Consider the following 23,585-nt stretch of genomic DNA (forward strand, 5'->3'; position numbering starts at 1 on the left):
ATGGAGCGCTCTTCAACAGTCTGTGTTGAGGGGTGTTTTTGTTTGCTTGAAAGAGGAGGAAGGGTCGGTTCGATCCGATCATCTTAGCAAGATTGTATGTGATAGTTTAGGATATTTACTGTGTTTTCTGCATATAGTTTGGTAGGCCCAACTTGGAATGCAATCATGAATTGTTAGAAAAAAGGATATAAATGTGTTTGTTGTTTTGCTATGATAATGGTAGAAGATTATTTAACGAACATAAAATATGCCCTAACAATTTCCGTTCATTATTTTGGAAAGAGAATGGCTTTTCAAAGCAATTTTTTATCCCGGAGCAACCGTCCGTAAGACTCCCACTTCAAAACAACGAGAAAAGCAAGATGTTTAAGTGGGAGTAACGGACGCTAGCACCCCGAATGGTTCAACTAACAATCAGTGGGGGAATATCTAAAAACCCCCACTGATTGAAGTTTCACTTCATCTAGTAGGGCTCATAGCTAAGATTTTATATCTAAGTGCATCCAAAAATCATAACTATTTAAATAGCAGTAACGGACGCTATAATAACAATGGTTGGTTCATTATTTTGAGCTAACAATTTGGATAATAAAAGCGCAAATGATGAAAGTTTCACGTTACAGAGAGGATTTTAGAAATGAAGCAGTTTTTCAAAAAGCCATGGAGTTGGACAGCTCAACGGCTAGTGGCCAATTCAGAAAAAGATCGTACCTATACCATTTGTTGTATGGTTGTTTTTTTGTTGGTGACGACATCAGCTTCAATCATGGTAGCACTGGGCACTCCGACTGGTGCAACGAGTTATACCAATCTATTGGATATTGGTAGAGCTGTCGCAATCAATGGACTTTTATTTTTTATCACAACTATTTTGGTAGGGGTTTTGCTATCTTTTCTACCTTTTTCTACTCCTCGTCTTTTACTTGGCGGCTTAATTTATTCGATTGGTATTATTATTACGGTGTTAATTTATGATAAAAGCGGAAAACTCTTTTCCTTCCTTGTCGGGATAGGGGTTGGTTTAATAAGTCTTTTTATTGGACTTCTTTTTGCCATGCTTTTTTATAGAAACAAGAGAAGAATTGTTGTTTTTCTTATCCTTCCTATTATTCTAGTTATTACTATTTTTATAAGAATTCATGATAATGAGGGCAATAGATCACTTGACCAATCCGAGCTGGTTTTTGCTGACTATACGGAATCGATCTTGGGAGAAAATCCTGGTCAGGAAGGAGACTATTCTTATACATTTTTCACCTATGGAAGTGGGGAAGACAAGCATCGAGCAGAATTTGGTCGGGACGTTACGGTTCAAACGCCAACGGTAGACGCTTCTGATTTTGTCACAAGATGGGGAAACAAAAGAGAAGCGTTTTGGGGATTTGATCAGACAAATTTACCGGTTAATGGACGCACTTGGGTTCCGGAAGGGGTAGGACCTTTTCCTTTAATATTACTTGTCCATGGAAATCATATTATGGAACATTTTTCTACAGGTGGCTATGATTATTTAGGAGAACTACTTGCAAGTCGGGGGTTTCTTACCATATCAGTAGATCAGGATTTTATCAATTTTTCCAATGTATCAGGCATTCCTGATCATAATTATAAATTACGTGCATGGGTGTTGCTGCAGCATTTAGTTCAGCTTCAAGAACTGAATGAAACTCCCGGAAATGAATTTTTTCAGAAAATAGACTTTGATCGAGTAGGTCTTGTGGGACATTCGCGTGGTGGCCAGGCAGTATCGATGGTTGCCGATCATCAGCGATTTTTCAAGAATGTTCGCCTGCGAGAAGAATTAGCAACCATTAATATAGAAGGAGTTGTTGCTCTTGCTCCAACAGATAGAAGAGTGGATGGTAAAAAAGCAAACTTGAATAATGTATCTTATTTAGTCATTCAGGGAGCACGAGATGCTGATGTGAATGATTTTCGAGGGGACCATCAATTTTATCGTACAAATTTTTCTAAAGATGACCAAGGATTTAAGGCTTCGCTTTATATTGCAGATGCGAACCATAGTCAATTTAATTCGGAGTGGGGAAGGATGGATAATAGCTTACCAAGAGGAATATTTTTAAACAGGAAACAGACCATGGATCCTGAAGATCAGCGACGTATAGCAAAAGTGTATCTTTCAGCATTTTTTGAAAGTGTACTACATAATCGTGAAGGTTATGAACAGCTATTTCCTGATCATCAGTATGGGAAGGATTGGCTTCCGGAGACGACCTTCATTAGTAAATATCAGAATTCTAGCTACGTTCCGATTACAGAAGCTAAGCATGCTAGTGGAGAAGTGTTTGGTGGAAGCGAGGCTTTTGTGGAGACAAGTGGGTTTAGAGAAGTTGAAATCCTAAGACCAGAACAGAGAACAGGTAATAACCGCCCGGTAGATGCGGTTCTTCTGGAGTGGAAAGGAGACGCTACGTACACGATTAACTTGGCAGAAGGTTTTGAAAGTGAATTAGGATTGGAAAAGCCAGAACATCTTGTTGTCACGATGGCAAATGTGGCGGAGGACGGGAGTGTTCCTGCTGTTGAGATCGAGTTAGAATCGGTAGATGGTGGGGGTGGTGTAAGATCCTTAGAAGAAATTATGCCGATTCCACCTGTGATTGAAACTGAATTTACCCACTTTGGTTTATTCGATACTATTTTTCGAGAGGGCAAATATGAGAATTCATGGGAACCGGTATTTCAGACGTTTATGATCCCGATAGACTCTTTTTTTGAACCGAGCAGAGGAGAATTAGACTTAGCTCAGATTAACAAGATAAAATTACACTTCAGATCCGAATCAGGCAAAATGCTCTTAGAAGAAGTCGGTGCCTGTCACCGCCCGAATTATGTCGAACGTGGAGAACTCTCTATTAGTAAGAGGTGATAAAATGAAGATTAAATTCTTCAATATAGGTAAAATAAGTGAAAAGGACTTATCATTTGCTGTAATTAGTGCTAATTATAATGGGAAATGGGTTTATGTTAAGCATAAAGACCGAAATTCTTGGGAAATCCCTGGGGGGCATAGAGAACCTGGTGAGAGAATTGACGAAACAGCTAAAAGAGAATTATATGAAGAAACAGGATGCAAAAAAGTAGATTTAGTTCCCATTTGTGACTATTCAATGGACGACTCGATAAATGAAATTTTTGGAAGGTTATTCTTTGCGATTATAAAGGAAATGGGTCAATTACCATTATCCGAAGTGAGCGAAGTGAAACTTTTTGACAACCTCCCTAATAACCTTACTTATTTAGATGTTCAACCGAAATTATTTAAAACAACACTTTCTTTTATTAAGAATTGTGAGCGTATATAAAGTGAAACTTCAATCAGTGGAGTTTTTAGCTTTTCTCCACTAATTGTTAGCCCTAAAGAATGCCCCAAAGGCCCTTGAAACCTTTGGGGGCTAGCGTCTGTTAATCCACAATCCACTTAAATAACTTGATATTCTCGTTGCTTTGAAGTGAGAGTCTTACGGACGGTTGCTCCGAGATAAACGGGGTGTGATGCCACATGAATCATCCAATGAAGAGAGTATCTTGCACAGGATTGATGCTACATACTTTCTTCGGATATCAAACAGTGAGTTTTGTACTTATTTTCTCAATAATGGCGACTATGCTTATGTTTAGTCTTCTTCAGACTGGGTATACAGAAATCAACAATACCAATACTTTTTTTTACAAAACAAAGGAGGATGTTGAATTTTGGATAAGATCTATGGAAGCCCAAGTCGTTATGTTCAAGGGAAAGATTTATTGAAGCGTGCAGGCAAATACATTAAGCCATATGGCGAGAAATTACTCGTATTAGCTGATGAAACCGTTCAAGAAATTTGTGGCGATGATTTGATAAAGCAACTAGAAGAAGATGGGTTCGATATATCAAAGGTAACATTCAATGGTGAGTGTTCCATGAAAGAAATTGAAAGAGTTTCGAAGATTGGTGAAGAGGATGAAGTAGATGCTGTATTAGGGGTTGGTACAGGAAAAGCCCTCGATACGTCAAAAGCTGTCGCAGAGGAGCTAAGTGTTTATATGTTAATATTTAATACGTTAGCTTCCTCAGATGCACCGACTTCCGGTTTATCAGTTATTTATACAGAAGATGGAGAGGTAGAAAAATATCAATTTTATGATAAAAACCCTGATCTTGTGATGAACGATACGAAAATAATCTCTCAAGGACCTCCCCATATGTTAGCATCAGGTATTTCAGATGCATTAGCAACATTAATTGAAGCGCGCGCAACTAGAGAGGCCCATGGTGAGAACATGCATGGTGGAAAACCAACCATTGCAGGTTATGCGATTGCCGAGAAATGTGAAGAAACCTTATTCCAATACGGTATACAAGCATACGCAGCGAATAAAGAAAAAATCGTAACCCCTGCTTTAGAAGCTGTGGTAGAAGCGAACACATTATTAAGTGGACTAGGTTTTGAAAATGGAGGAATCGCAGGTGCACATGCGATTCATAATGGGTTGTCAGCGCTCCATGGTGATATTCATGACATGTCTCATGGTGAGAAGGTTGCCTATGGAATTGTTGCCCAGCTTATTTTGGAAAACCGTCCGATTGATGAGCTAGAACGTTATATCGATTTTATGCTTAAATTGGATCTACCAATTACAATGGAAGCACTACATTTGGATGAAGCTTCAGATGATGACTTGAGAAAAGTAGCTGAATTAGCCGTAGACCCTGATGATACAATGACGAACATGCCATTTAAGGCAACTGCTGATGATGTCGTAGATGCGATAAAAGCTGTTGATGTCTATGTGAAAGATTTTCAAAAAAGAAAGTAACCGGTGCCTGTCACCGCCCGGTTTTTGTCGAATGATGGAGAGTGTGTTGCGCTGGATTGGTGCAATATACTCTCTTTTTTGTATGGTAGTTTTCGAAGGTCGGACGCTTTTTTCCAGTTCTTTCTATGGCTATTTGAAGACAAAATGAGTAAGTGTTGCAATGTTTTCTGCAATGACTATGGTAATGTTTAGTCTTTTTTAGGTGTGGGTATACAAAAATCAACAATACTATTTTTCTAATCTAAAGCGACAAAAGAAGAACCGAAATATTACAAAATTTTTTTTGTATCCAATCATTTTGCGGTATTCAATTGGCGAAAATTGCCGAATTTAAACGAGGTGAGATTAGAAATTGAACTTTCTTTTTAAATAATACCCGATAAATCAATGAAATCTAGCATGTTATGAAACGGTAGAAAAACTCTTCCAAGTGGAAGAAGAATATTATAATTTTTATAGAAAGGAAGTGTTTGCTATTTTTCCAAAGTTAAAATGGAAAAGAGAAGGTGCATACACGGTAGAGAGAAAAGAAAGGACCGAGCATCGACAGATAGAAAACGCCTCTGTACCCTCTGAATTGGTTTATCCGTTAACGATGCATATTGGTAAACCAGCCACTCCAGTTGTTGATGTTGGAGACAAAGTAAAAATCGGTACGTTAATCGCTGAAAAAGCTGAGATGATTTCTGCCAATACGTATTCTTCCGTATCAGGAGAAGTCATCGAAATTGGAGACCATCCCACCATCCAAGGAAATTCTCCCTGTATTATTATAAAAAATGATTTTCAAGACGAATGGAACGCTCCACTTTTCGCTGAAGACGAGAAACTTAGTCCTGAGGAAAAGCTCGAAATAATCGACAAAGCAGGCATTGTTGGGATGGGTGGAGCAACGTTTCCGACAAGTGTGAAATTGTCACCCCCAAAAGACACATCAGTTGATACCCTTATTGTCAATGGTGCAGAATGTGAACCTTATACCACCGCTGATCATCGCTTGATGGTCGAATATGCGAAAGAATTAATCGAAGGGATTCGCATACTCCAAGAAATCCTTCCAGTGAAAAAAGTCTATATTGCAATTGAATCAAACGCTCATGAAAGTGTCGCGGTTATGAATAAAGAGATCGGGGAATCGGAAGCTATCGAAGTTAAGGAATTAGAGACGATTTATCCACAAGGCTCAGAAAAAGTACTAATTAAAAAATTGACGAATCGTGAAGTACCTCCTGGTAAACTACCAGCAGACGTTCAAACGTTAGTGATTAATGTAGGAACAACCTATGCGATTTATGAAGCGATTCATTTAGGAAAGCCACTAACGAAAAGGATTACAACAGTAAGTGGTGAACCCGTAAAAGAACCGAAAAATCTTTGGGTGCGAATTGGAACGCCGATGGAATCTTTGATTAAAGACTGTGGGGGGTTCCGATCAAAACCTGGAAAAATGATTCATGGTGGACCAATGATGGGGCGAACGATGAATTCTGGACTTGTTCCTGTAGGGAAAGGGACAACTACGGTAACATTTTTGGAAAAGAAAGAAGCTGAAATGGATGAGCGATCGCCATGTATTAAATGTTCAGAGTGTTTAAATGTTTGTCCTGTTAGCTTACAACCAATTATGATTAGCAATGCCTATGAAAAAGGAGATCTTAAGAAAGCAGAAAAATTGGGCGCGTTAGATTGTATCGATTGTGGTGCATGCTCTTATATTTGTCCATCGAAGATTCCAATACTAGAAAATATTCAAAAAGCTAAAAGAGAAATTAAAGCGGCGAAGGAGGGGGCTTAGGATGAGTGAAACGATAGATTTGTCCCAAGAACAATTAACAATGTCCAATATTCCTCACTTACGTCAAAAGAGAACTTCGGCTTGGATCATGAAACAAGTTATCATTGCGTTAATGTTTCCAACATTAGGAGCGTTGTACTTTTTTGGTTGGCGTGTCCTACTAATGATCGCGGTAGCTGTTGGTTCTTGTGTGTTATTTGAATATCTCTTTCAAAAACTGACCAAACGTCCAGTTAGAATTAATGATTATAGTGCCGTAGTAACTGGGCTACTGATTGCGTTAAGTTTACCAGTAAGTGCACCATTATGGACGATTGTATTAGGTAGCGGATTTGCGATTCTTGTAATTAAACAATTGTTTGGAGGGATTGGTCGAAACTGGTTTAACCCAGCGGTTGGTGCACGGATAATGCTGTCTGTATTTTTTGGTGAACAAGTTAGTATATGGGTGGAACCAGGTGCAGCGGCTGATGCGACAACTCAAGCAACTCCTTTAGGGATTTTGGCTAGTAATGGTGCAGAAGCGGTTTCTTCTGCAACTTATGCGGATGCTGAAATGCCAGCTTTGCTAGATATGTTTCTCGGAACAGGACTACCTGGTAATGTTGGAGAGACATCAAAGTTATTAATTCTGATCGCTTTTGGATACTTAGTTGTACGTCGAATCATTGACCCACACATTCCACTATTTTTTATTTTGCCAGTAGCGGTTATTCCGCTCGTAACAAGTGGATTTGATCTAGCTTTTATGATGGAACATGTATTGGGAGGAGCACTAATCTTTGCGGCTGTATTTATGATAACGGACTATAGTTCATCGCCCTTTTCCCCACTCGGAAAAATCGTTTTTGCGATTGGTGCAGGTATACTAACTGTCTTGTTCCGGTATTATTCCGATTATGCAGGAGGTGTAGGATTCGCCATCCTAATCATGAATGCAACCGTTCCATTATTAGATAAATACCTACAACCACGTATTTACGGACACAAACGGGTGCCTGTCACCGCCCGAATTTTGTCGAATGGTTAACCAAAAAGAAAGTATGTTGCGCTGATCGTGTGCAACATACTTTCTTTTCGTCTAATAGTTTAGAATGATTACCTGCCTACCCAACTAGATAAAATAGGCTTGCTATTTGCTTACAACTTGATATCTTAATCTAATTCTACGTTATGATAAACATTTTGCACGTCTTCTAATTCTTCTAGTGCATCGATCATTTTTTCGAATTTTGTTAAGTCCTCACCAGTTAAAGTAAGTTCATTTTGCGGTAACATCGTCAATTCAGCGACCGTAAATTCTTCAATACCTTGTTGTTTTAACGCTTCTTGTACAGCATGAAATTGATCATGTTCCGCATAAATAATAACGGCATTATCTTCTTCGATCAAATCACGAACATCAACGTCAGCTTCCATCAGCATTTCTAATATCTCATCGACTGACTGATTTTCCACACCAAGTACAGCAGTTGCGTCAAACATGTAGGAAGCTGAGCCACTAGTCCCCATGTTTCCCCCGTTTTTGTTAAAAGCAGTACGAACTTCGGCTGCAGTACGGTTGACGTTATTCGTTAACGTATCAACGATAACCATCGATCCGCTTGGTCCGAATCCTTCATAACGTAATACATCGAAGTTTTCTTCTTCTCCGCCTTTTGCCTTTTCAATCGCGCGATCAATAATGTGTTTTGGGACACTGTATGTTTTTGCGCGTTCCAAAACGAATTTCAATGCTTGATTCGATTCAGGATTTGGTTCTCCTTGTTTCGCCGCTACATAAATTTCACGACCAAATTTCGCATAAATGCGGCTAGTATTTTTGTCTTTGTTTGCTTTTTTTTCTTTAATATTGTTCCATTTACGTCCCATCATTCAAACTCACTTTCGATTTAGAATATGTATGATTGATTGCTCTTCTATTATACACCATTCTTCGCTAACTGAACTCCATTTTTAAATTCTACAAAAAATGTTGATGCGGAAAACTACAATAAAAGTCTATCAGTAACGGCGAACTAGGTTGTGAAAATTTTCCTTTTCTGTTGCAACTGTCCGTAAGACCCTTCCTTCAAAACATCGAGAAGATTAATGGTGTTTAAGTGGGAGCAACGGACACAAGTATATCGAAGGAAACATCAACCAGTATGGGGAAGATCACCCTGCTACAGATTGAAGTGTCGTTTTTTAAATCGTGACAGATAGTTAATATGTTGTAGCCTTTATTGGGTCGAAATCCCTATTCTATATTAAAAAATCATTACTATGGTGGGAAAATATAGGTTGAATTGAAATGGAACTGAAATAAAAAAACAGGTTTGTAGATGCTATAATAAGTCGAGGAAATCGAAAAAAGAAAGTTATTGTTAAAACAATACGAATGAACTCGAATACATTTAGTAAGCAAGGATCAGTTCAGTTTACTGAAACCCCCTAATATTAGCGACTTTCTCTAAAACTATCATCTTTTGATAATTGGAACTAAGCTTCACTATCGAAGTCTAGTTTCTGTAAATAACACCAACGAATAAAGGAGAAATATTATGCATATGAAGCGTTTAATGGCGTACATAGTTATGTTGATCGTAGTAGTTAGTTTCTTTTTTCCTTATGCAGTATCTGCCCAAAGCATTACCCAACTAGAAGAAGAGTTGGCTGAGTTAGAGGCTGAAAAAAATACGATTGATCGAAATGCTAGTAATGCTGAACAAAAATTAAAAGAAAATGAGCAGAGACAAGCAGAGGTTAATGCAGAAATCAATAACATTACTAACGAACTTGAAGTGACGGAAGCGAATTTAGTGGATAAACAAGTGGAGATTAATGAAACAAGTCAACAAATAGATTCGATTGAATCTTCTATTAGAAAAACAGAAATAGAGATTGAACTGACCGAGAAAGAGATTGTAGACCTTAATGCTGAAATTGATGATTTGATTACTCGTATTGCAGAACGCGATGATCTTATTAAAAATCGAATGCGTTCGATCCAGCAGAATGGTGGAGATGTGAACTATCTACAAGTTATTTTCGGATCACAAAGTTTTGGGGATTTTATCAATCGAGTAGCTGCCCTTACAACAATCATTGAACAAGATCAGTGGATTATTGAATCACAGCAAGCTGATCAAGTAGATTTAGAGAATATGCGTGTAGAGGTTGAAGAGAAACAGAACAAATTGATTGTCGACAAAGAAAATTTAGAAGATGACAAAAACGAATTAGATCGTCAACGAACGAACCTTGTTGCTCAGGAAAAAGAGCTTATTAATCTTCAAGACAGATTAAATGAACAAATGGATGAGCAGTCTAATTTATTGGTAACTTTGGAAGAAGAATTTGAAGAACTGGAAGACTATCAAGTAACTTTGGCCGACTTACAAGAAATCCAACGTCGGGAGGTAACAGCGCTCCAAAGAGCCATTGAGTTAGCAAGAGAACAAGAACGTGGAGGGCAGGGGATAGGTCAACTCTCCCAAGATAGATCAGGCGGAGGACGAGCTGTCTTGGCTTGGCCAGCTTCAACTAGAAGAGTAACTTCTCCTTATGGTTACCGAACTCATCCGATTAGTGGTCGTCAAAGCTTTCACAACGGTATAGATATTGCTGATCCAGGATATCAAGAAATTTATGCAGCTGAAGCAGGTGTTGTAACAGCTACTTTTACAGAATATGATGGAAGAATGAATGGCTATGGTGATGCAATAATGATCACCCATTATATCGATATGAATGGTGATGGGAATAGACAACAAGTTACCACCTTATATTCTCATTTGCGAAGTGGAACCACATTAGTACGAGCTGGCGATCAGGTTCAACGCGGTCAACAAATCGCTACGATGGGGAATACCGGTAATTCAACAGCGCAACATCTTGATTTTGAAGTTCATATCGGTACATGGAACGGAAGAGCAAATTCAGTAAACCCAATGGACTATTTAAATTAAGGTGCCTGTCACCGCCCGGTTTTTGTCGAATAATATACTATAAAGAAAGGTATGTTGCGCTAGATAAGTGCAGCATACTTATGGAAAGATGGTTTGAAGAGGTAGAAATTTTACGAAAATTTGCTGAAGAGCGCCCGAACTATGTCATGACATATTTAGATGATCATTTTGAACTTGGTGATCAGTTTGAATTGACTGTTACTTTTGAAGAGCAGGATAAAGGAACCATTCTTGTTAATGGACGAGATCTTTTTATGTATGAGGGAGTAAATTACGATTCCACTTGGAGTGGAGTTTATTTTGAGTCACTTCCGGTTGTTGTAGAAGCGGTGGCCAATGAAGGCTATCAATTTGTTGGCTGGGGTGATGACCAATTTCATGCAACTGAGGAAATTGTAATTAATCAAGATGTTTGGCTAAAACCGATCTTTGAAGCCTTAGAAACGGATCATTACCGTGAAGAACTTCCTAGTATTAGACAAGCAAGAATATTAAATTATATTCTTTCCTATATCCTTGCCTTTTTCGTTGGAGCGTTAGGTCTGTGGACAATTTGCTATTTTTCTTCAGAGAAAATAAATAAGTTTGTAAACTTGATAGTGGTCGTCACTCTTTTGGTAGCTACTATTTTATTGATCCCAGTAGTTACTAACATAGTAAATGTTGGATTTTCTACATTAACTAATGAAATTTCTTTTAGATTACTAATTTTTAGTTGTACATTAGGCGGAGCAATAGGTATGCGTCTACCTCAACACACAAAAGAAATTAGAGTATTCAAAGCATAAGGTGGCTGTCACCGCCCGGTTTTTGTCGAATTTATACTGTAAAGAAAGGTGTGTTGTACTGGATAAGTGCAGCATACCTTTTTTAAAAAAACACAAAACGATCTAGTTTAATTTCCAAAAGCGTGGTCAAACTCCACCGTCTTTAGACGGTATCCGCTTTTAGCCTTATCTTTTGATCTCCATACTTGAGATGCGAGGTGAAAAAGTATGGATGGATATAAAAAGAACAGTCATGAAGTGTATGATATTAAGTATCATGTGATCTGGGTAACCATATATCCATACAAGTTATTGCACGGCCAAATTGAGATAAGAACGAGAGAATTAATCAGGCAAGGTTGTGAAGAAAGAGGAATCACCATTTTGCAAGAAAGTGTGGGAAAAGAATATATTCATTTATTGTTATCATGTCCACCTAGCCTAGCCCCGAGTAAAATTTTGCAATACTTAAAAGGAAGGTCATCAAGACTGCTTCAAGATCAATTTCCATAATTGAAAAAGAAATATTGGGGTCAACATTTATGGGCAAGAGGTTATTTTTGTGCCTCGGTTGGCAGTGTTGATGAAGAAACGATTAGAAATTATATCGCAAATCAATCGAGTGAAGAAAAGAACGAAACATTTCGGATTGAAGAATGAGTTTAGTCCAATTAAAGGTTGCTTCAGCATCTGATCTTTAAGATGACTTCAGTCGTCGACATTCATGTCCAAATCCACCTGGCTAGGTGGTCGTTTAAGAAAAAAATACTATGAGACTGCTTTGAAAGAAACATAGAGTACAGAAGTGCTTGAATAAATTTATACTCGAGATTGACGTTTATCACGAAAAACTGTCCGTAAGACTCCCACTTTAAAACATCAACGGGGTTAATGGGGCTTATCCGTAAGAAAAATATAAAAGTATATTTCTGAGGTGTTTATCTTTGGAAATAGAAAAGGTAGCCATTTTTTCAATATCTATAATTCATGTAAAACATAGTAGGATATTGAAGGATCATGACTATTTATGGCGAATATATTAATACCAGTATCATTCAACCACTGATAGGATATGAATATTTGATGTTTTTTAATTGTGCCTAGTACTCAGTATTATTTAGTCTAAAGAATAATTGTCTTTGTTAGGAATAATATAGATTTTGGCCTACTTGTTTGATAGTTAAAATAAGATACCTATTTCTAGAATGTAATGCTAACATAACAAAACGGATTAAATGGCCAATGTTATTTTAATCAGTTGATTAATAGGAAATTAATGAACCTATTTGTATTTCTAAAATAAAAATTCAAACTGTATGTTCTAAAGGAGGAACTATGAGATATTTAAAATTTTTAATACTGGGTTTAATGTTTGTGACTCTAAGCTTTTCATTTACACAGACAACACATGCACAAAGCTGGAAAGATGCATATTTTCATGCGATTAAAGATCATAAAGAGCCCATGTTTATAAGTGATCATTATATCAGTCTTGTAGATTTAACTGGATCAGGTTCACCTGAATTATTAATGGGAGCAGATTATAGAACAATTAACTATATGCTAGAAGTTTTTACTTTTGACAATGGCAAGTTAGAACTTTTATCTATTTTAGGAGACGGACAAGGATCGGGCAGTAATGGTTATGCAGAGAACGAACATCTCTATGATATTGGTGGAACGCCTATGAACTGGCCAATTTACCAGCTGAAAAATGGTAATTTATTACTTGCTGATGGTGACTCAAGTTTAATTGCTGCTAGATTGGGATGGTATGAAATTGAAGTAAACATTCCTGAATTAACTAGTAGAGAACGGCTTTATTTTTCTGAATATGATGAGGGAGAGTATCGAGATCCAGAATACAGAATTGAGGGGGAGAATACTGATAGACGACAGGATTATGACAAGGCTTATGAGGCATTAATTGATACAACCATTAAAGAGTTGGATAAAGAGACCGAGAAGCTCGCTTACTTTATGTACGAAGAAGCATTTAGTGACGACAAAATCATTGAATTTTTGAATCGGTTTCAGAGTGATGTAACTATGAATCCAATCATTAATGAACAAGTGACCCAGCCTGATTCAACCCCAGTAAGTTTTGGAGAGGATTTAGGGTTTGATAATATTCTATATCAATGGGATAAAACTACTCGTGAATGGTTTGCCAATCAAATTCTTTACGCCGAACCGTTATGGGAATATGGTTTTCATGCAAAAAATAATTATTATACAGTAAATGAAGTCCCGTTCTTCATTGATGAAGGTAGAAGTGCGCCATTCTTGTTAGATATGAAAACACCGACCGAGTCTGACAGGAAAGCTTTAGGTGATGTTAATGTCACTTATAAACTTGAAAAAGACTACTTGGACGCATTTTTAGATGCATACCTTAATATAAATGTAGACTTAAATGAATACGAAGAAAATGAGTACTATACGTTTCTTGAACATGATGGACATTATTTTTTTGGGTCTGAGTTAGGAATAGGGTATCTCTATGTTCCCATTCCTTTTCTTGAAGCTGTCTACCAACCAAAAGAAGATATTTACTTGATTTATTTTAGCTCATATTACATGGCAGATTATCTGGAAGATTTTAATTTAAATCTTCTTAATGCTGGCTCTGTGTATGATCATGCGGATCCGAGTTCTGATCGACTAGAACATCATGGTTACATTATGTTTCAGTTGTTGGATGATGATGCAGCACATCCTATTCGATTACTAGAAACAAATAATCTTGATCATAGTCCTGATTTATCATTACTTGAACTGTCCAATGAGAACCCTTCCCTTGAGAACAAGCCTAAAAGTGACAGTGATGAATTTGCTACAATTAATGAGGAACCATTAAAGTCAACAACAGAAAATCTTGAGGAAACCACTCAACCAATAAAAATATCCTTACTAATACTATGTATTTTCATAATAATTTCTTTACCTATTTATGCTTATCTAAAGAAATCTTTAACTAAAGAGAACATTCCATATTATTTCCTTCATACCCCAAGTGGGAATGCGGTTTTGGTTTCTTCCGTTGTTACGGTTGGTGTCCTTCTATTTTACCCAGACCCAATTCAAACTATGAGCCAACCTGTAAATATAGATGAAGAAGATGAAACTTTGACACTCGAGACGATTCTATTAGATGAAGATATTGAAAGACTGGGTGCTTTTACTTATAGTGAATCAGGAAAACCTATTGATCGAGATATATTAGAAACATTTTTAAGGTTGATGTCATATGAAGATAGTCGTTACTTTCTATCTATCGCCTCAGAACCAACAAACATAGGTCCTTATCGTATTCAAATAGTAGGAGATGAAATTATCTTCTTAAATCACATTATTCAAATTGATGCTCCTTATCAGGGGGCTGAAATTTATATTAATGATAGTTATATAGAGACTATCGACGAAACAGGACATACTTATGTGGAATTTCTCGCCACGGGCAATGATAAGTTAACAATTAAGTATCAAGATCATGTGACTGGAAGCATTTTTGAAATTGAAGAGATTATTTCTGATATAGACATACAAGATGCAAATGGAGATGATTTGTTTTTTAGCACAGATAACTACTCAATCGAGTATATAAATGTGTCAACAGATTATAATGATGCAGTGTTGTTAGTGAATGACATTGATACAGGAATTACCTTTGAAGCACCAGAAGTGTTCGGCCCTGTATTGCTTGATGGTTCAACACATATAAGAGCAAAAAGAATGGAAAACGGTGAAGAAATTTTTACTGATCCACAATATTTAATTAAAGAAAAAACACATTATTTCTTATCATTTGGTCATGAAGCATTATTAATCGAAGCGAATAGTCAAGAGTTATTCGAAGCGGTCAATCAGCATGTAGCTGAGTGGATGCGAAGTTCTATAGAGCATGATGATCGTTATTTTACAAAGTTAGCACCGAGTTATCGTGCTGAATATCTCGAACGTGTAAATAAAAACTTTAATGATCAACGTGAATCGGGATATCGTTACGAAGGATACGTAGAGAAAGCAACATTTGATCAAGATTCGTTCAAAGTATATGAACACACAGATGAAAGAATTGTTGCTGCGATTGATGTGAAATTTACCTTCCAATCAAACTATTACACAGAGAATCAAAATCAAGATACCTATCCACTAACGGAGGCACATAGTATCTGGACATATGTTTTAGATTATGGAGTTGAAACTGAGGAATGGTTAATTTTGGGTCAGGAAGAGTTAGTTAATTGGAACCCTAGTTCGCCAAAAGATATGTATTTGAACTAGTTACGGTGCACATCGAAATATTTATCCCGAAGCAACCGCTCGTAACAACGAGAATATCAAGTTGTTTAATTTCCAAAAGCGTGGTCAAACTCCACCGTCTTTAGAGGGTATCCGCTTTTAGCCTTATCTTTTGATCTCCATACTTGAGATGCGAGGTGAAAAAGTATGGATGGATATAAAAAGAATAGTCATGCAGTGTATGATATTAAGTATCATGTGATCTGGGTAACCATATATCCATACAAGTTATTGCACGGCCAAATTGCGATAAGAACGAGAGAGTTAATCAGGCAAGGTTGTGAAGCAAGAGGAAACACCATTTTGCAAGGAAGTGTGGGCAAAGAACATATTCATTTATTGTTATCATGTCCACCTAGCCTAGCCCCGAGTAAAATTTTGCAATACTTAAAAGGAAGGTCATCAAGACTGCTTCAAGATCAATTTCCATAATTGAAAAAGAAATATTGGGGTCAACATTTATGGGCAAGAGGTTATTTTTGTGCCTCGGTTGGCAGTGTTGATGAAGAAACGATTAGAAATTATATCGCAAATCAATCGAGTGAAGAAAATAACGAAACATTTCGAATTGAAGAATGAGTTTAGTCCAATTAAAGGTTGCTTCAGCATCTGATCTTTAAGATGACTTCAGTCTTAGCAACGACTTTAGTCGTCAACATTCATGTCCAAATCCACCTGTTTGAGCAGGTGGTCGTTTAAGGAGTGACGGACGCTAGCAGCCCGAATGGTTCAACTAACAATCAGTGGGGGAATACCTAAAAACCCCCACTGATTGACGTTTCACTTTATGCATATAATTCAGAAGCATCAATAACACTGCTTTAAAAGAAAAAGAATAGGAAGAAATTAATTTTAAAAAAAGAAGTTATGTATGACTCAAAAAGAGGAATTTATTACGTAGAGCTATCTATTATGGAGAGAAAAGTCACAGATACACTTCTGACATCAACCAGGGGAAAAATCAATTGTAGGGAGAGCTTCTTGACAGCATCTGTATTACAGTGCATTGAAAATTCGAACTGATTTAGAAGGTGAACAATGTCTGGTACAATAGAATATATCGATAGAAGAATATTAAAATGAATGGAGATATGGGGCGCGAGAGCACTAGATCAGAATCAGATAAATTCATCAATTTCTAAATGGAGGTAATATCAGTGAAAGCATACATGATAAAAATTGAGCTAGAAGAATCCAATCCGCTGATATGGAGAAGAGTTGTCCTGCCAGCTGGAGCTACGTTTAAAAGGCTTCATGATGTAATTCAAAAAGTAACCAATTTTCAGAGTGGTTACCCGGATGAAGGTTATCACCTATATGAATTCAATTTAGCAGAGGTTAACAAGCTTGTTACGGACAATGAAGAAGCTTACCTTGAACATCAGCATTATAAAAAAAATAAAGCGCTATACGAAAAACGATTGAAAACCATTGATCCACAAATGCGGAAATTTGAGGAGCGTTATCAGGAAAGGTTGAAAATTGAAGTCAGAAAACCGACTAGTTTAAAGATTGACGATTATTTAGAAAAGTATAAGGAAATCCGATATACTTATGATTTAGGTGACGGTTGGCACTTCATTATCAAATTAGAGCAAATTGTTGACGATTATTATTTTGGATTCCCAACACTAATTGATGGTGCTGAAATTGCACCGCCAGAAGATGTTGGAGGTCTTTCTGGCTATTATGAATTTTTAGAAGCCTATCGTAATCCAAGACATCCAGATCATCAACAGATGAAAGCGTGGGCAGAGTCTATATATTTCAGAGCGTACGATCCTGCGCGAATTAATGAAATGTTGAAGTACGTTCAGTATAAGAAAACCGAATGGGACAAGATTAATCATGATAATTATACGATTATTGATGACAAGTATCGAAAAAAAACGAATGTATAGCAAGAACTATTTCGTGCATTTGTTTTTTAATTTTTTTCGGTGTAACCATTCGTAAAACTCTCGCTTCAAAATAACAAAAAATCAAAGTTGTTTGTGGTGAAGAAACGAACGCCAGCTCTCAATAGTTCAAGCGTCTTTAGGACTAGCAATCAGTACCGATTATATATTTGATTTATATTTTTACGCAGAATGTACACTCTATTCATGGGTGATAAGCATACTAGGAAGTGCATATAAAACAAAAGAAGGAGTGATCATCGTCGAAGAATTTCAAGATTTTATTGATCAGATAGATCATCCCGAACACAAGGAACGAATGGTGAACACACTAGATCACATCATTACTAATTTCCCAAGGCTAAAAAAAGAATTCAAATGGAACCAACCAATGTTTAGTGATCATGGTACGTTTATTATTGGTTTTAGCGTATCGAAGCAACATATGTCTGTTGCTCCTGAAGCTGTTGCTTTGGATCAGTTTGATGAATCGATTAAAAATGCTGGATATGAGAGAACAAAACAGATTTTTAAGATTAAATGGAAAGATGAGCTAGACTTAGGCTTAATCGATAAGATAATACAATACAATATAGAAGACAAAAAAGATATGACGAAGTTTTGGCGATAATTAGGTTGTTTTTCTAAAAGCTGTTCACGTACATAGTTTTCTTTAACATGGTTACGATAAAAAGTGTATTTGCTTTTTGCTTGTTGTCCCGGAGCAACCGTCCATATGACTCCCACCTTAGAAGAACGAGAACACCAAGTTGTTAAAGTGGGGGGAACGGACGCTAGCATCCCGAGTGGTTCAGCTAACAATCAGTGGGGGAATACCTAAAACCACCACTGATTGAAGTTTCACTTTATCAGAAGTGTACGATCTTGGATTAGTGATAAGCATGAACACAATATCGTAATGATGGGAGGGTATTCTATGTCTGAACATGATAAAGGTAAGCCGAATTTTCAACCAACCAATCCAGATAAAAAAATCCCACTTGAACAACAAAGAGGGAAAGCGAAATCTAATGCAAGAGGAAAGACGCGGTAGGTTTAGTCCTTAGTCATTGATTTCACAGTTAGCTAAAAGTATTTCAGCAATTTTTGCTTGTTTAAGAAATAGAAAAAGTATGTCGAGCGATTAAGCTCGATATGCTTTTTCTATTTTTTTTATCCCGCAGAAACCATACGTAAGATTCCCTCCTTCAAAACAATGAGAATATCAAGTTACTTCCACTTGTACTATTTTGAGAGTCTTGTTGTTTTGCAGATGAACACGATCGTTCTTGTATCAAAAAAATGTGCTATATTTGTCTAATTTTGACGAAAGTGAAAAACTATTGAATTTATATGGTAGTATAAGAAAGATGTTAATTTTTTTACAATTATAAAAACTGGAAATTAACCTCTTGCCGAACTGATAGGAAGGCCAACGACAATGAGCACGTAAGGGATAGTTTAGAGATGAAATTGTTATATTTTCTGAAAGCCTAAATAGTATGGATATTAAAATAAAGAAAGAGAATCAAGCAATTTAGTTGAATAACTAAAAATGAATGACTTATAAATCCTGGAGAAAGAAGTGAGTTTAATGGAAACAGATAAACAAGGTCAACGTATTGTGTTGCTTCTAGTAGTTCTAGGTGCAGTATTTATCCTCGGCGGCGCACTAATGGGTGTTGGAATTATTTAATTCAATGATTGGAGTGGAAAGTGATGGCTCAATTGAAGTTGATTGTTGCAGATCAAGACGAAAAATACATTCAACGCTTAGCTGCCTATCTAAGGAATCATAAAGAGTATAGTAAGCTGGATGTGAAGTATTTTTCGGATAAAGATGCGCTAGGAGAATACATCGGTGCATATCACGATATTGATGTGATTCTATCGGATCATTCATTTGACGAAGTTGTCGAATCGGGAAATCAAGGATTGACATTGCAGTTGGTGAATGAAATAAAAGATGAAATTAATGAAGAGTCGGTTATCTATAAGTATCAGCCGATTGGTAAAATGATGCAAGAAATTATTAATTACTATTATGCTCGAAATAAGAATATAGATAAGAAGTCAAATCAATTGAAAGATATGCGTATGATAACATGCTTATCTGCTTCTGGTGGTACAGGTAAAACAGTGCTTGCGTCTAACTTAGCTGCTTCCTTTGCTAGTAAAGGGTATCGAACCTTGTACTTAAGTTTAGAAATGATTCCTTCAACTTTACTAATGTTTAATAGTCAGCAACATACGAAACCTTGCCCGTTGTTTTACTATTTAAAAACAAAACCAAATGATTTAGAAGACAATCTGGAGGAACTGATCATGAGTGATCCTCATACCGGTATTCACTACTTCCCAATTTTACCGAGTGCAGAAGAGATGCTTGAGTTAGAGCCTGAAAACTTAACGAAGCTTATTGATGTACTAGCCAAGGTAAAGTTATTTGACTATGTCATTTTTGATTTGGACACAGCAATTATTAGCAAAATCGAGAGCTTATTTGATCGAAGCAATCGTATATTGTGGGTACTTAATAATGATCATTTTAGTTTCTATAAATCAAGAATACTATGTGAAGAATTAAAGAGAATGTATAAGAACCCTAATCTTACTGATCATGTCATGTTTATTCTTAATCGAAATATTAATGTCGGAGCTAAAGAACTTGAACAATATGACTTACCGATTGAACACAAATTACCATATATTCCTGATTGGAAGAATGTTGTGAAGCCGATAAGTTTATTAAAAAATACAGTGTTCGCAAAAGAAATTAGTAATCTGGTCACACGTTTAGAACGGGAGATTTTATAATGAGTCAGGAAGTATTGATCAAAGATTTAATTGAGCGAGTAAGAGAGGAATTAAATCAACGACAGGATATGACGGATAGTGAACTAAATGTTTATATTGAGACACTTGTACTTAATTCACTAGAAGAACATCCGATGACATCGAAGCAGATTAGTCAAACGGTTCAACGCATCTATAATGCCTTTAGAGGTTTGGATGTTTTGCAACCATTAATAGATGACAAAAGCATTACAGAAATTATGATCAATAGTGATCGAGAGATTTTTATTGAACAACACGGAAAAACGTCACAAGTTGATGTTGCATTTGAAAGTTCAGAGCGTTTAGAAGACATCATACAAATGATCGTTGGAAAAGTAAACCGAACTGTAAATGCCTCAAGTCCGATCGTTGATGCACGCTTAGAGGATGGTTCGCGAGTCAACATTGTTCTCCCACCGGTAGCTCTAAAAGGACCGACAATGACCATTCGTAAATTTCCTGAGCGTCCGTTAATGATTGATGACTTGATCCAGATGGGGGCGATAACTGAAGAAGTTGCTGATTTCCTACAAAAACTTGTCATCAGTAAATATAATATTTTTATTAGTGGCGGGACAGGTTCTGGTAAGACGACATTTTTAAATGTGTTATCAAACTTTATTCCGAAAGATGAGCGAATTATTACGATCGAAGACTCAGCTGAATTGCAAATAAAGAATATCGCTAACCTGGTTAGCTTAGAAACACGTAATGCGAACACGGAAGGTAAAGGGGAAATCACTATTCGTGATCTGATTAAATCCTCTTTACGAATGCGACCAGACCGAATCGTTGTTGGAGAGGTTCGTGGTAGTGAGGCGCTTGATATGTTACAGGCGATGAATACAGGTCATGACGGTTCTTTGTCAACGGGCCACGCCAACTCAACAAAGGATATGATAAGCCGTTTGGAGACAATGGTGTTAAGTGGAGTTGATTTTCCAATCAATGTCATTCGTCAACAAATCAGTTCAGCAATTGATGTAATGATTCACTTGTCCCGTTTGCGTGATCATTCTCGAAAAGTAGTTGAAATTTCAGAGATACGAGGATTTCAAGATAATAATGTGCAACTAATTCCGTTATATCGTTTTGAAGAAGAAGGTGTAAATGATTATGGAAAAATAATTGGTAGTTTGAAACCGACAAAATATCAACTCCAACAAACGGATAAACTAGAGTTTCGTGGATTATCAATATAGGAAGGGGTGATTTTATATGGAAATTATCATTATTGCTATTGCTGTTGTACTTATTTTAGGGATAATCTTTTTTATTCAAGACAGAAAGCAAAAGAAACAACTAACCGATGAAGAAAGAGAGGATCAACCAGTAAAACAACAAGAGGAAAGTCAGAAGGGAAAAGGTTTACTTGATTATTCAACGTATACTTATTCGATACAAGAATATGTGCTGACATTTGTTATGTCTGGTTCGTTATTAGCACTAATCAGTTATGTTTTCTATCGGAATATCATTCTATCCATCCTTTTTGTTAGTTTTGCTTTTTTCTATACGAAACTCAGAAAGAAAACACTGATTTTAAAAAGAAAACAAGAACTATCGAAACAATTTCAACAAGCACTTTATTCCTTATCTTCTTCACTTTCTGCCGGACGTTCGATTGAGAATGCACTGATAGAAGTCGTGAATGATCTGAATTTGCTCTATCCTGATCCTGACACGTTGATCATTAAGGAGTTGGGCTACATCAATAAGCGAGTCGCAAACCGTGAGCCTATCGAACGCCCTTTGCAAGATTTCGCTGATCGGGCTGATCTGGAGGATATTCGTAATTTCACAGATGTGTTTACGACATGTAAACGAACCGGAGGCGATCTAGTAGAAGTAATTCGTCGAACCTCACATATGATTGGTGATAAGGTAGAAATTGATCAAGAAATTTCGGTTATGATTGCGCAAAAGAAATTTGAATCGACTGCGATTAGCTTGGCACCAATCTTTATGGTTGCATTTTTAAGTTACTCTTCCCCTGATTATGTGGCTCCTCTTTATTCGTGGGCTGATCTGGGGCCTATCGTGATGACAATTTGTTTAGGGATTACATTTTTTTCATTTTGGATCTCAAGAAAAATCATGAATATAAAGGTGTGATGAAATGGTGCCTATAATTAGTGTCGGTATAATCGTAATTTTGTTGCTGATTAGGTTACTCGCAGGTAAGAAATATAATGACTTCCTAAAGCCATTTGATGGTACCTTTCAATTTGCGTTTATTGCGCCAGCATCGCTTTATATTATCGATGCTCTTCAGATTATGAAACGCTTTTCGAATAAGTTATCATCTGTCCAACGAAAAGTAGCTATTGTTTATCATGTGGAAACTAGTGTCCAGGGGTATACAAAAATGTTTATTGCAGAAATGATCTCAACAATTTACGCTATTTTTATCGTAATGGCAATCCTTAATTTGGCTCGACCTGAAGATTTTCGTTTTATAATTTTTGGCTTGATCGTAGCAATAATCATTCCATTGATTTGGTTTCGCAAACTTGATGACCGTGTGGAACGACGGCGGTTATCGATTATCTACGAATTACCGGAATTTTCAAATAAAGTAGCGTTGTTAGTGAACGCTGGTGAAACAGTTACGAAGGCAATTGTAGATTGCGCTCGCATGAAGGAGAATGAGGATCATCCCTTATATGAAGAACTAAATGATATGGCTTTGAAAATTCAAAATGGTGATTCTTTTAATAAAGCGATGGAAATATTCAGTAAACGATGTGGTATTCAGGAAGTTTCTTCGTTTACCACAACCATATTACTAAACTATCGTCGTGGTGGTGAACATTTATCCCTTGCATTAAGAGAAATCTCTCGAGAATTGTGGGAAAAACGTAAAATAATTGCGAAAACCCGTGGAGAAGAAGCTTCATCGAAACTAGTATTCCCTATGGTGCTAACTTTCGCTGCTATTCTAATTGTGATTGCCTATCCTGCTTTAAGGATGTTTTAATCAAATATAAAAAATACAAAGGAGTGTTTACAAATGAAGAAAGTAAAAGAACGATTCATTAGTTTTTGGAAGGAAGAAGAAGGTTTAGGGACACTTGAAATTTTGCTGATTATTGTAGTGTTAGTTGGTATTGCATTACTATTTGGCAGTACGATCCGTGGCTGGGTACAGAATCTCCTTAATAATATTGGTGAGAATATTCCGGAAGTGGAAGTTCCATAGGGGGAAAGT

The 23,585-nt window shown here is 36.7% G+C and carries 16 protein-coding genes and 2 pseudogenes; 17 read left to right on the forward strand and 1 reads right to left on the reverse strand.

Features of this window, described 5'->3' with window-relative positions; genetic code table 11:
* The first annotated feature begins 637 nt into the window (after positions 1-637).
* The 5 genes from OWO01_RS07830 to OWO01_RS07850 all read left to right on the forward strand — a co-directional run bounded on the left by OWO01_RS07830 (position 638) and on the right by OWO01_RS07850 (position 7,646).
* The gene (locus tag OWO01_RS07830; protein WP_268779891.1) at positions 638-2,890 is read left to right on the forward strand and encodes a hypothetical protein; all 2,253 of its coding nucleotides are present in this window, start codon (positions 638-640) and stop codon (positions 2,888-2,890) included.
* A 4-nt stretch (positions 2,891-2,894) separates the two neighbouring features.
* The gene (locus tag OWO01_RS07835; protein ID WP_268779892.1) at positions 2,895-3,326 is read left to right on the forward strand and encodes an NUDIX hydrolase; all 432 of its coding nucleotides are present in this window, start codon (positions 2,895-2,897) and stop codon (positions 3,324-3,326) included.
* A 388-nt stretch (positions 3,327-3,714) separates the two neighbouring features.
* A complete protein-coding gene (locus OWO01_RS07840; RefSeq protein ID WP_268779955.1) occupies positions 3,715-4,821 on the forward strand; it encodes a glycerol dehydrogenase in 1,107 nt (368 codons plus the stop codon).
* Positions 4,822-5,251: 430 nt separating this feature from the next.
* Positions 5,252-6,616, forward strand: a complete 1,365-nt coding sequence (gene rsxC / locus OWO01_RS07845) for an electron transport complex subunit RsxC (RefSeq protein ID WP_268779893.1) — start codon at positions 5,252-5,254, stop codon at positions 6,614-6,616.
* A 1-nt stretch (position 6,617) separates the two neighbouring features.
* A complete protein-coding gene (locus tag OWO01_RS07850; protein ID WP_268779894.1) occupies positions 6,618-7,646 on the forward strand; it encodes an RnfABCDGE type electron transport complex subunit D in 1,029 nt (342 codons plus the stop codon).
* 125 nt (positions 7,647-7,771) lie between these two features.
* On the opposite strand, the gene OWO01_RS07855 is transcribed toward OWO01_RS07850, so the two are convergent.
* Entirely contained in the window at positions 7,772-8,488 is a 717-nt protein-coding gene (locus OWO01_RS07855; protein WP_268779895.1) for a YebC/PmpR family DNA-binding transcriptional regulator, read from the reverse strand.
* A 671-nt stretch (positions 8,489-9,159) separates the two neighbouring features.
* Here OWO01_RS07855 and OWO01_RS07860 point away from each other — a divergent pair.
* The 12 genes and pseudogenes from OWO01_RS07860 to OWO01_RS07915 all read left to right on the forward strand — a co-directional run bounded on the left by OWO01_RS07860 (position 9,160) and on the right by OWO01_RS07915 (position 23,576).
* A complete protein-coding gene (locus OWO01_RS07860; protein ID WP_268779896.1) occupies positions 9,160-10,566 on the forward strand; it encodes a murein hydrolase activator EnvC family protein in 1,407 nt (468 codons plus the stop codon).
* A gap of 80 nt (positions 10,567-10,646) precedes the next feature.
* A complete protein-coding gene (locus tag OWO01_RS07865; RefSeq protein ID WP_268779897.1) occupies positions 10,647-11,354 on the forward strand; it encodes a hypothetical protein in 708 nt (235 codons plus the stop codon).
* Between the two features lie 207 nt (positions 11,355-11,561).
* A pseudogene (gene tnpA, locus OWO01_RS07870) lies at positions 11,562-11,993 on the forward strand (IS200/IS605 family transposase).
* Between the two features lie 675 nt (positions 11,994-12,668).
* Complete coding sequence (locus OWO01_RS07875; protein WP_268779898.1) at positions 12,669-15,620, forward strand: TcaA 3rd/4th domain-containing protein; 2,952 nt, start codon at positions 12,669-12,671, stop codon at positions 15,618-15,620.
* Between the two features lie 165 nt (positions 15,621-15,785).
* Positions 15,786-16,217 (forward strand): annotated as a pseudogene (tnpA, locus tag OWO01_RS07880) (IS200/IS605 family transposase).
* A gap of 578 nt (positions 16,218-16,795) precedes the next feature.
* The gene (locus OWO01_RS07885) at positions 16,796-17,539 is read left to right on the forward strand and encodes a plasmid pRiA4b ORF-3 family protein (RefSeq protein WP_268779899.1); all 744 of its coding nucleotides are present in this window, start codon (positions 16,796-16,798) and stop codon (positions 17,537-17,539) included.
* 250 nt (positions 17,540-17,789) lie between these two features.
* Complete coding sequence (locus OWO01_RS07890; RefSeq protein WP_268779900.1) at positions 17,790-18,167, forward strand: iron chaperone; 378 nt, start codon at positions 17,790-17,792, stop codon at positions 18,165-18,167.
* A 1,088-nt stretch (positions 18,168-19,255) separates the two neighbouring features.
* Entirely contained in the window at positions 19,256-20,353 is a 1,098-nt protein-coding gene (locus tag OWO01_RS07895; protein WP_268779901.1) for an AAA family ATPase, read from the forward strand.
* Positions 20,353-21,576, forward strand: a complete 1,224-nt coding sequence (locus OWO01_RS07900; RefSeq protein ID WP_268779902.1) for a TadA family conjugal transfer-associated ATPase — start codon at positions 20,353-20,355, stop codon at positions 21,574-21,576. Before OWO01_RS07895 ends, OWO01_RS07900 begins: the two co-directional genes overlap by 1 nt.
* 16 nt (positions 21,577-21,592) lie before the next feature.
* Entirely contained in the window at positions 21,593-22,489 is an 897-nt protein-coding gene (locus OWO01_RS07905) for a type II secretion system F family protein (protein ID WP_268779903.1), read from the forward strand.
* Positions 22,490-22,493: 4 nt separating this feature from the next.
* Positions 22,494-23,354 carry a type II secretion system F family protein gene (locus OWO01_RS07910; RefSeq protein WP_268779904.1) on the forward strand — a complete coding sequence of 287 codons (861 nt, stop codon included), beginning with the start codon at positions 22,494-22,496 and terminating at the stop codon, positions 23,352-23,354.
* Between the two features lie 33 nt (positions 23,355-23,387).
* The gene (locus OWO01_RS07915; RefSeq protein WP_268779905.1) at positions 23,388-23,576 is read left to right on the forward strand and encodes a Flp1 family type IVb pilin; all 189 of its coding nucleotides are present in this window, start codon (positions 23,388-23,390) and stop codon (positions 23,574-23,576) included.
* The last annotated feature ends 9 nt before the right edge of the window (positions 23,577-23,585 follow it).

This window comes from Natronobacillus azotifigens (assembly GCF_026805325.1).
Classification (GTDB): domain Bacteria; phylum Bacillota; class Bacilli; order Bacillales; family Amphibacillaceae; genus Natronobacillus; species Natronobacillus azotifigens.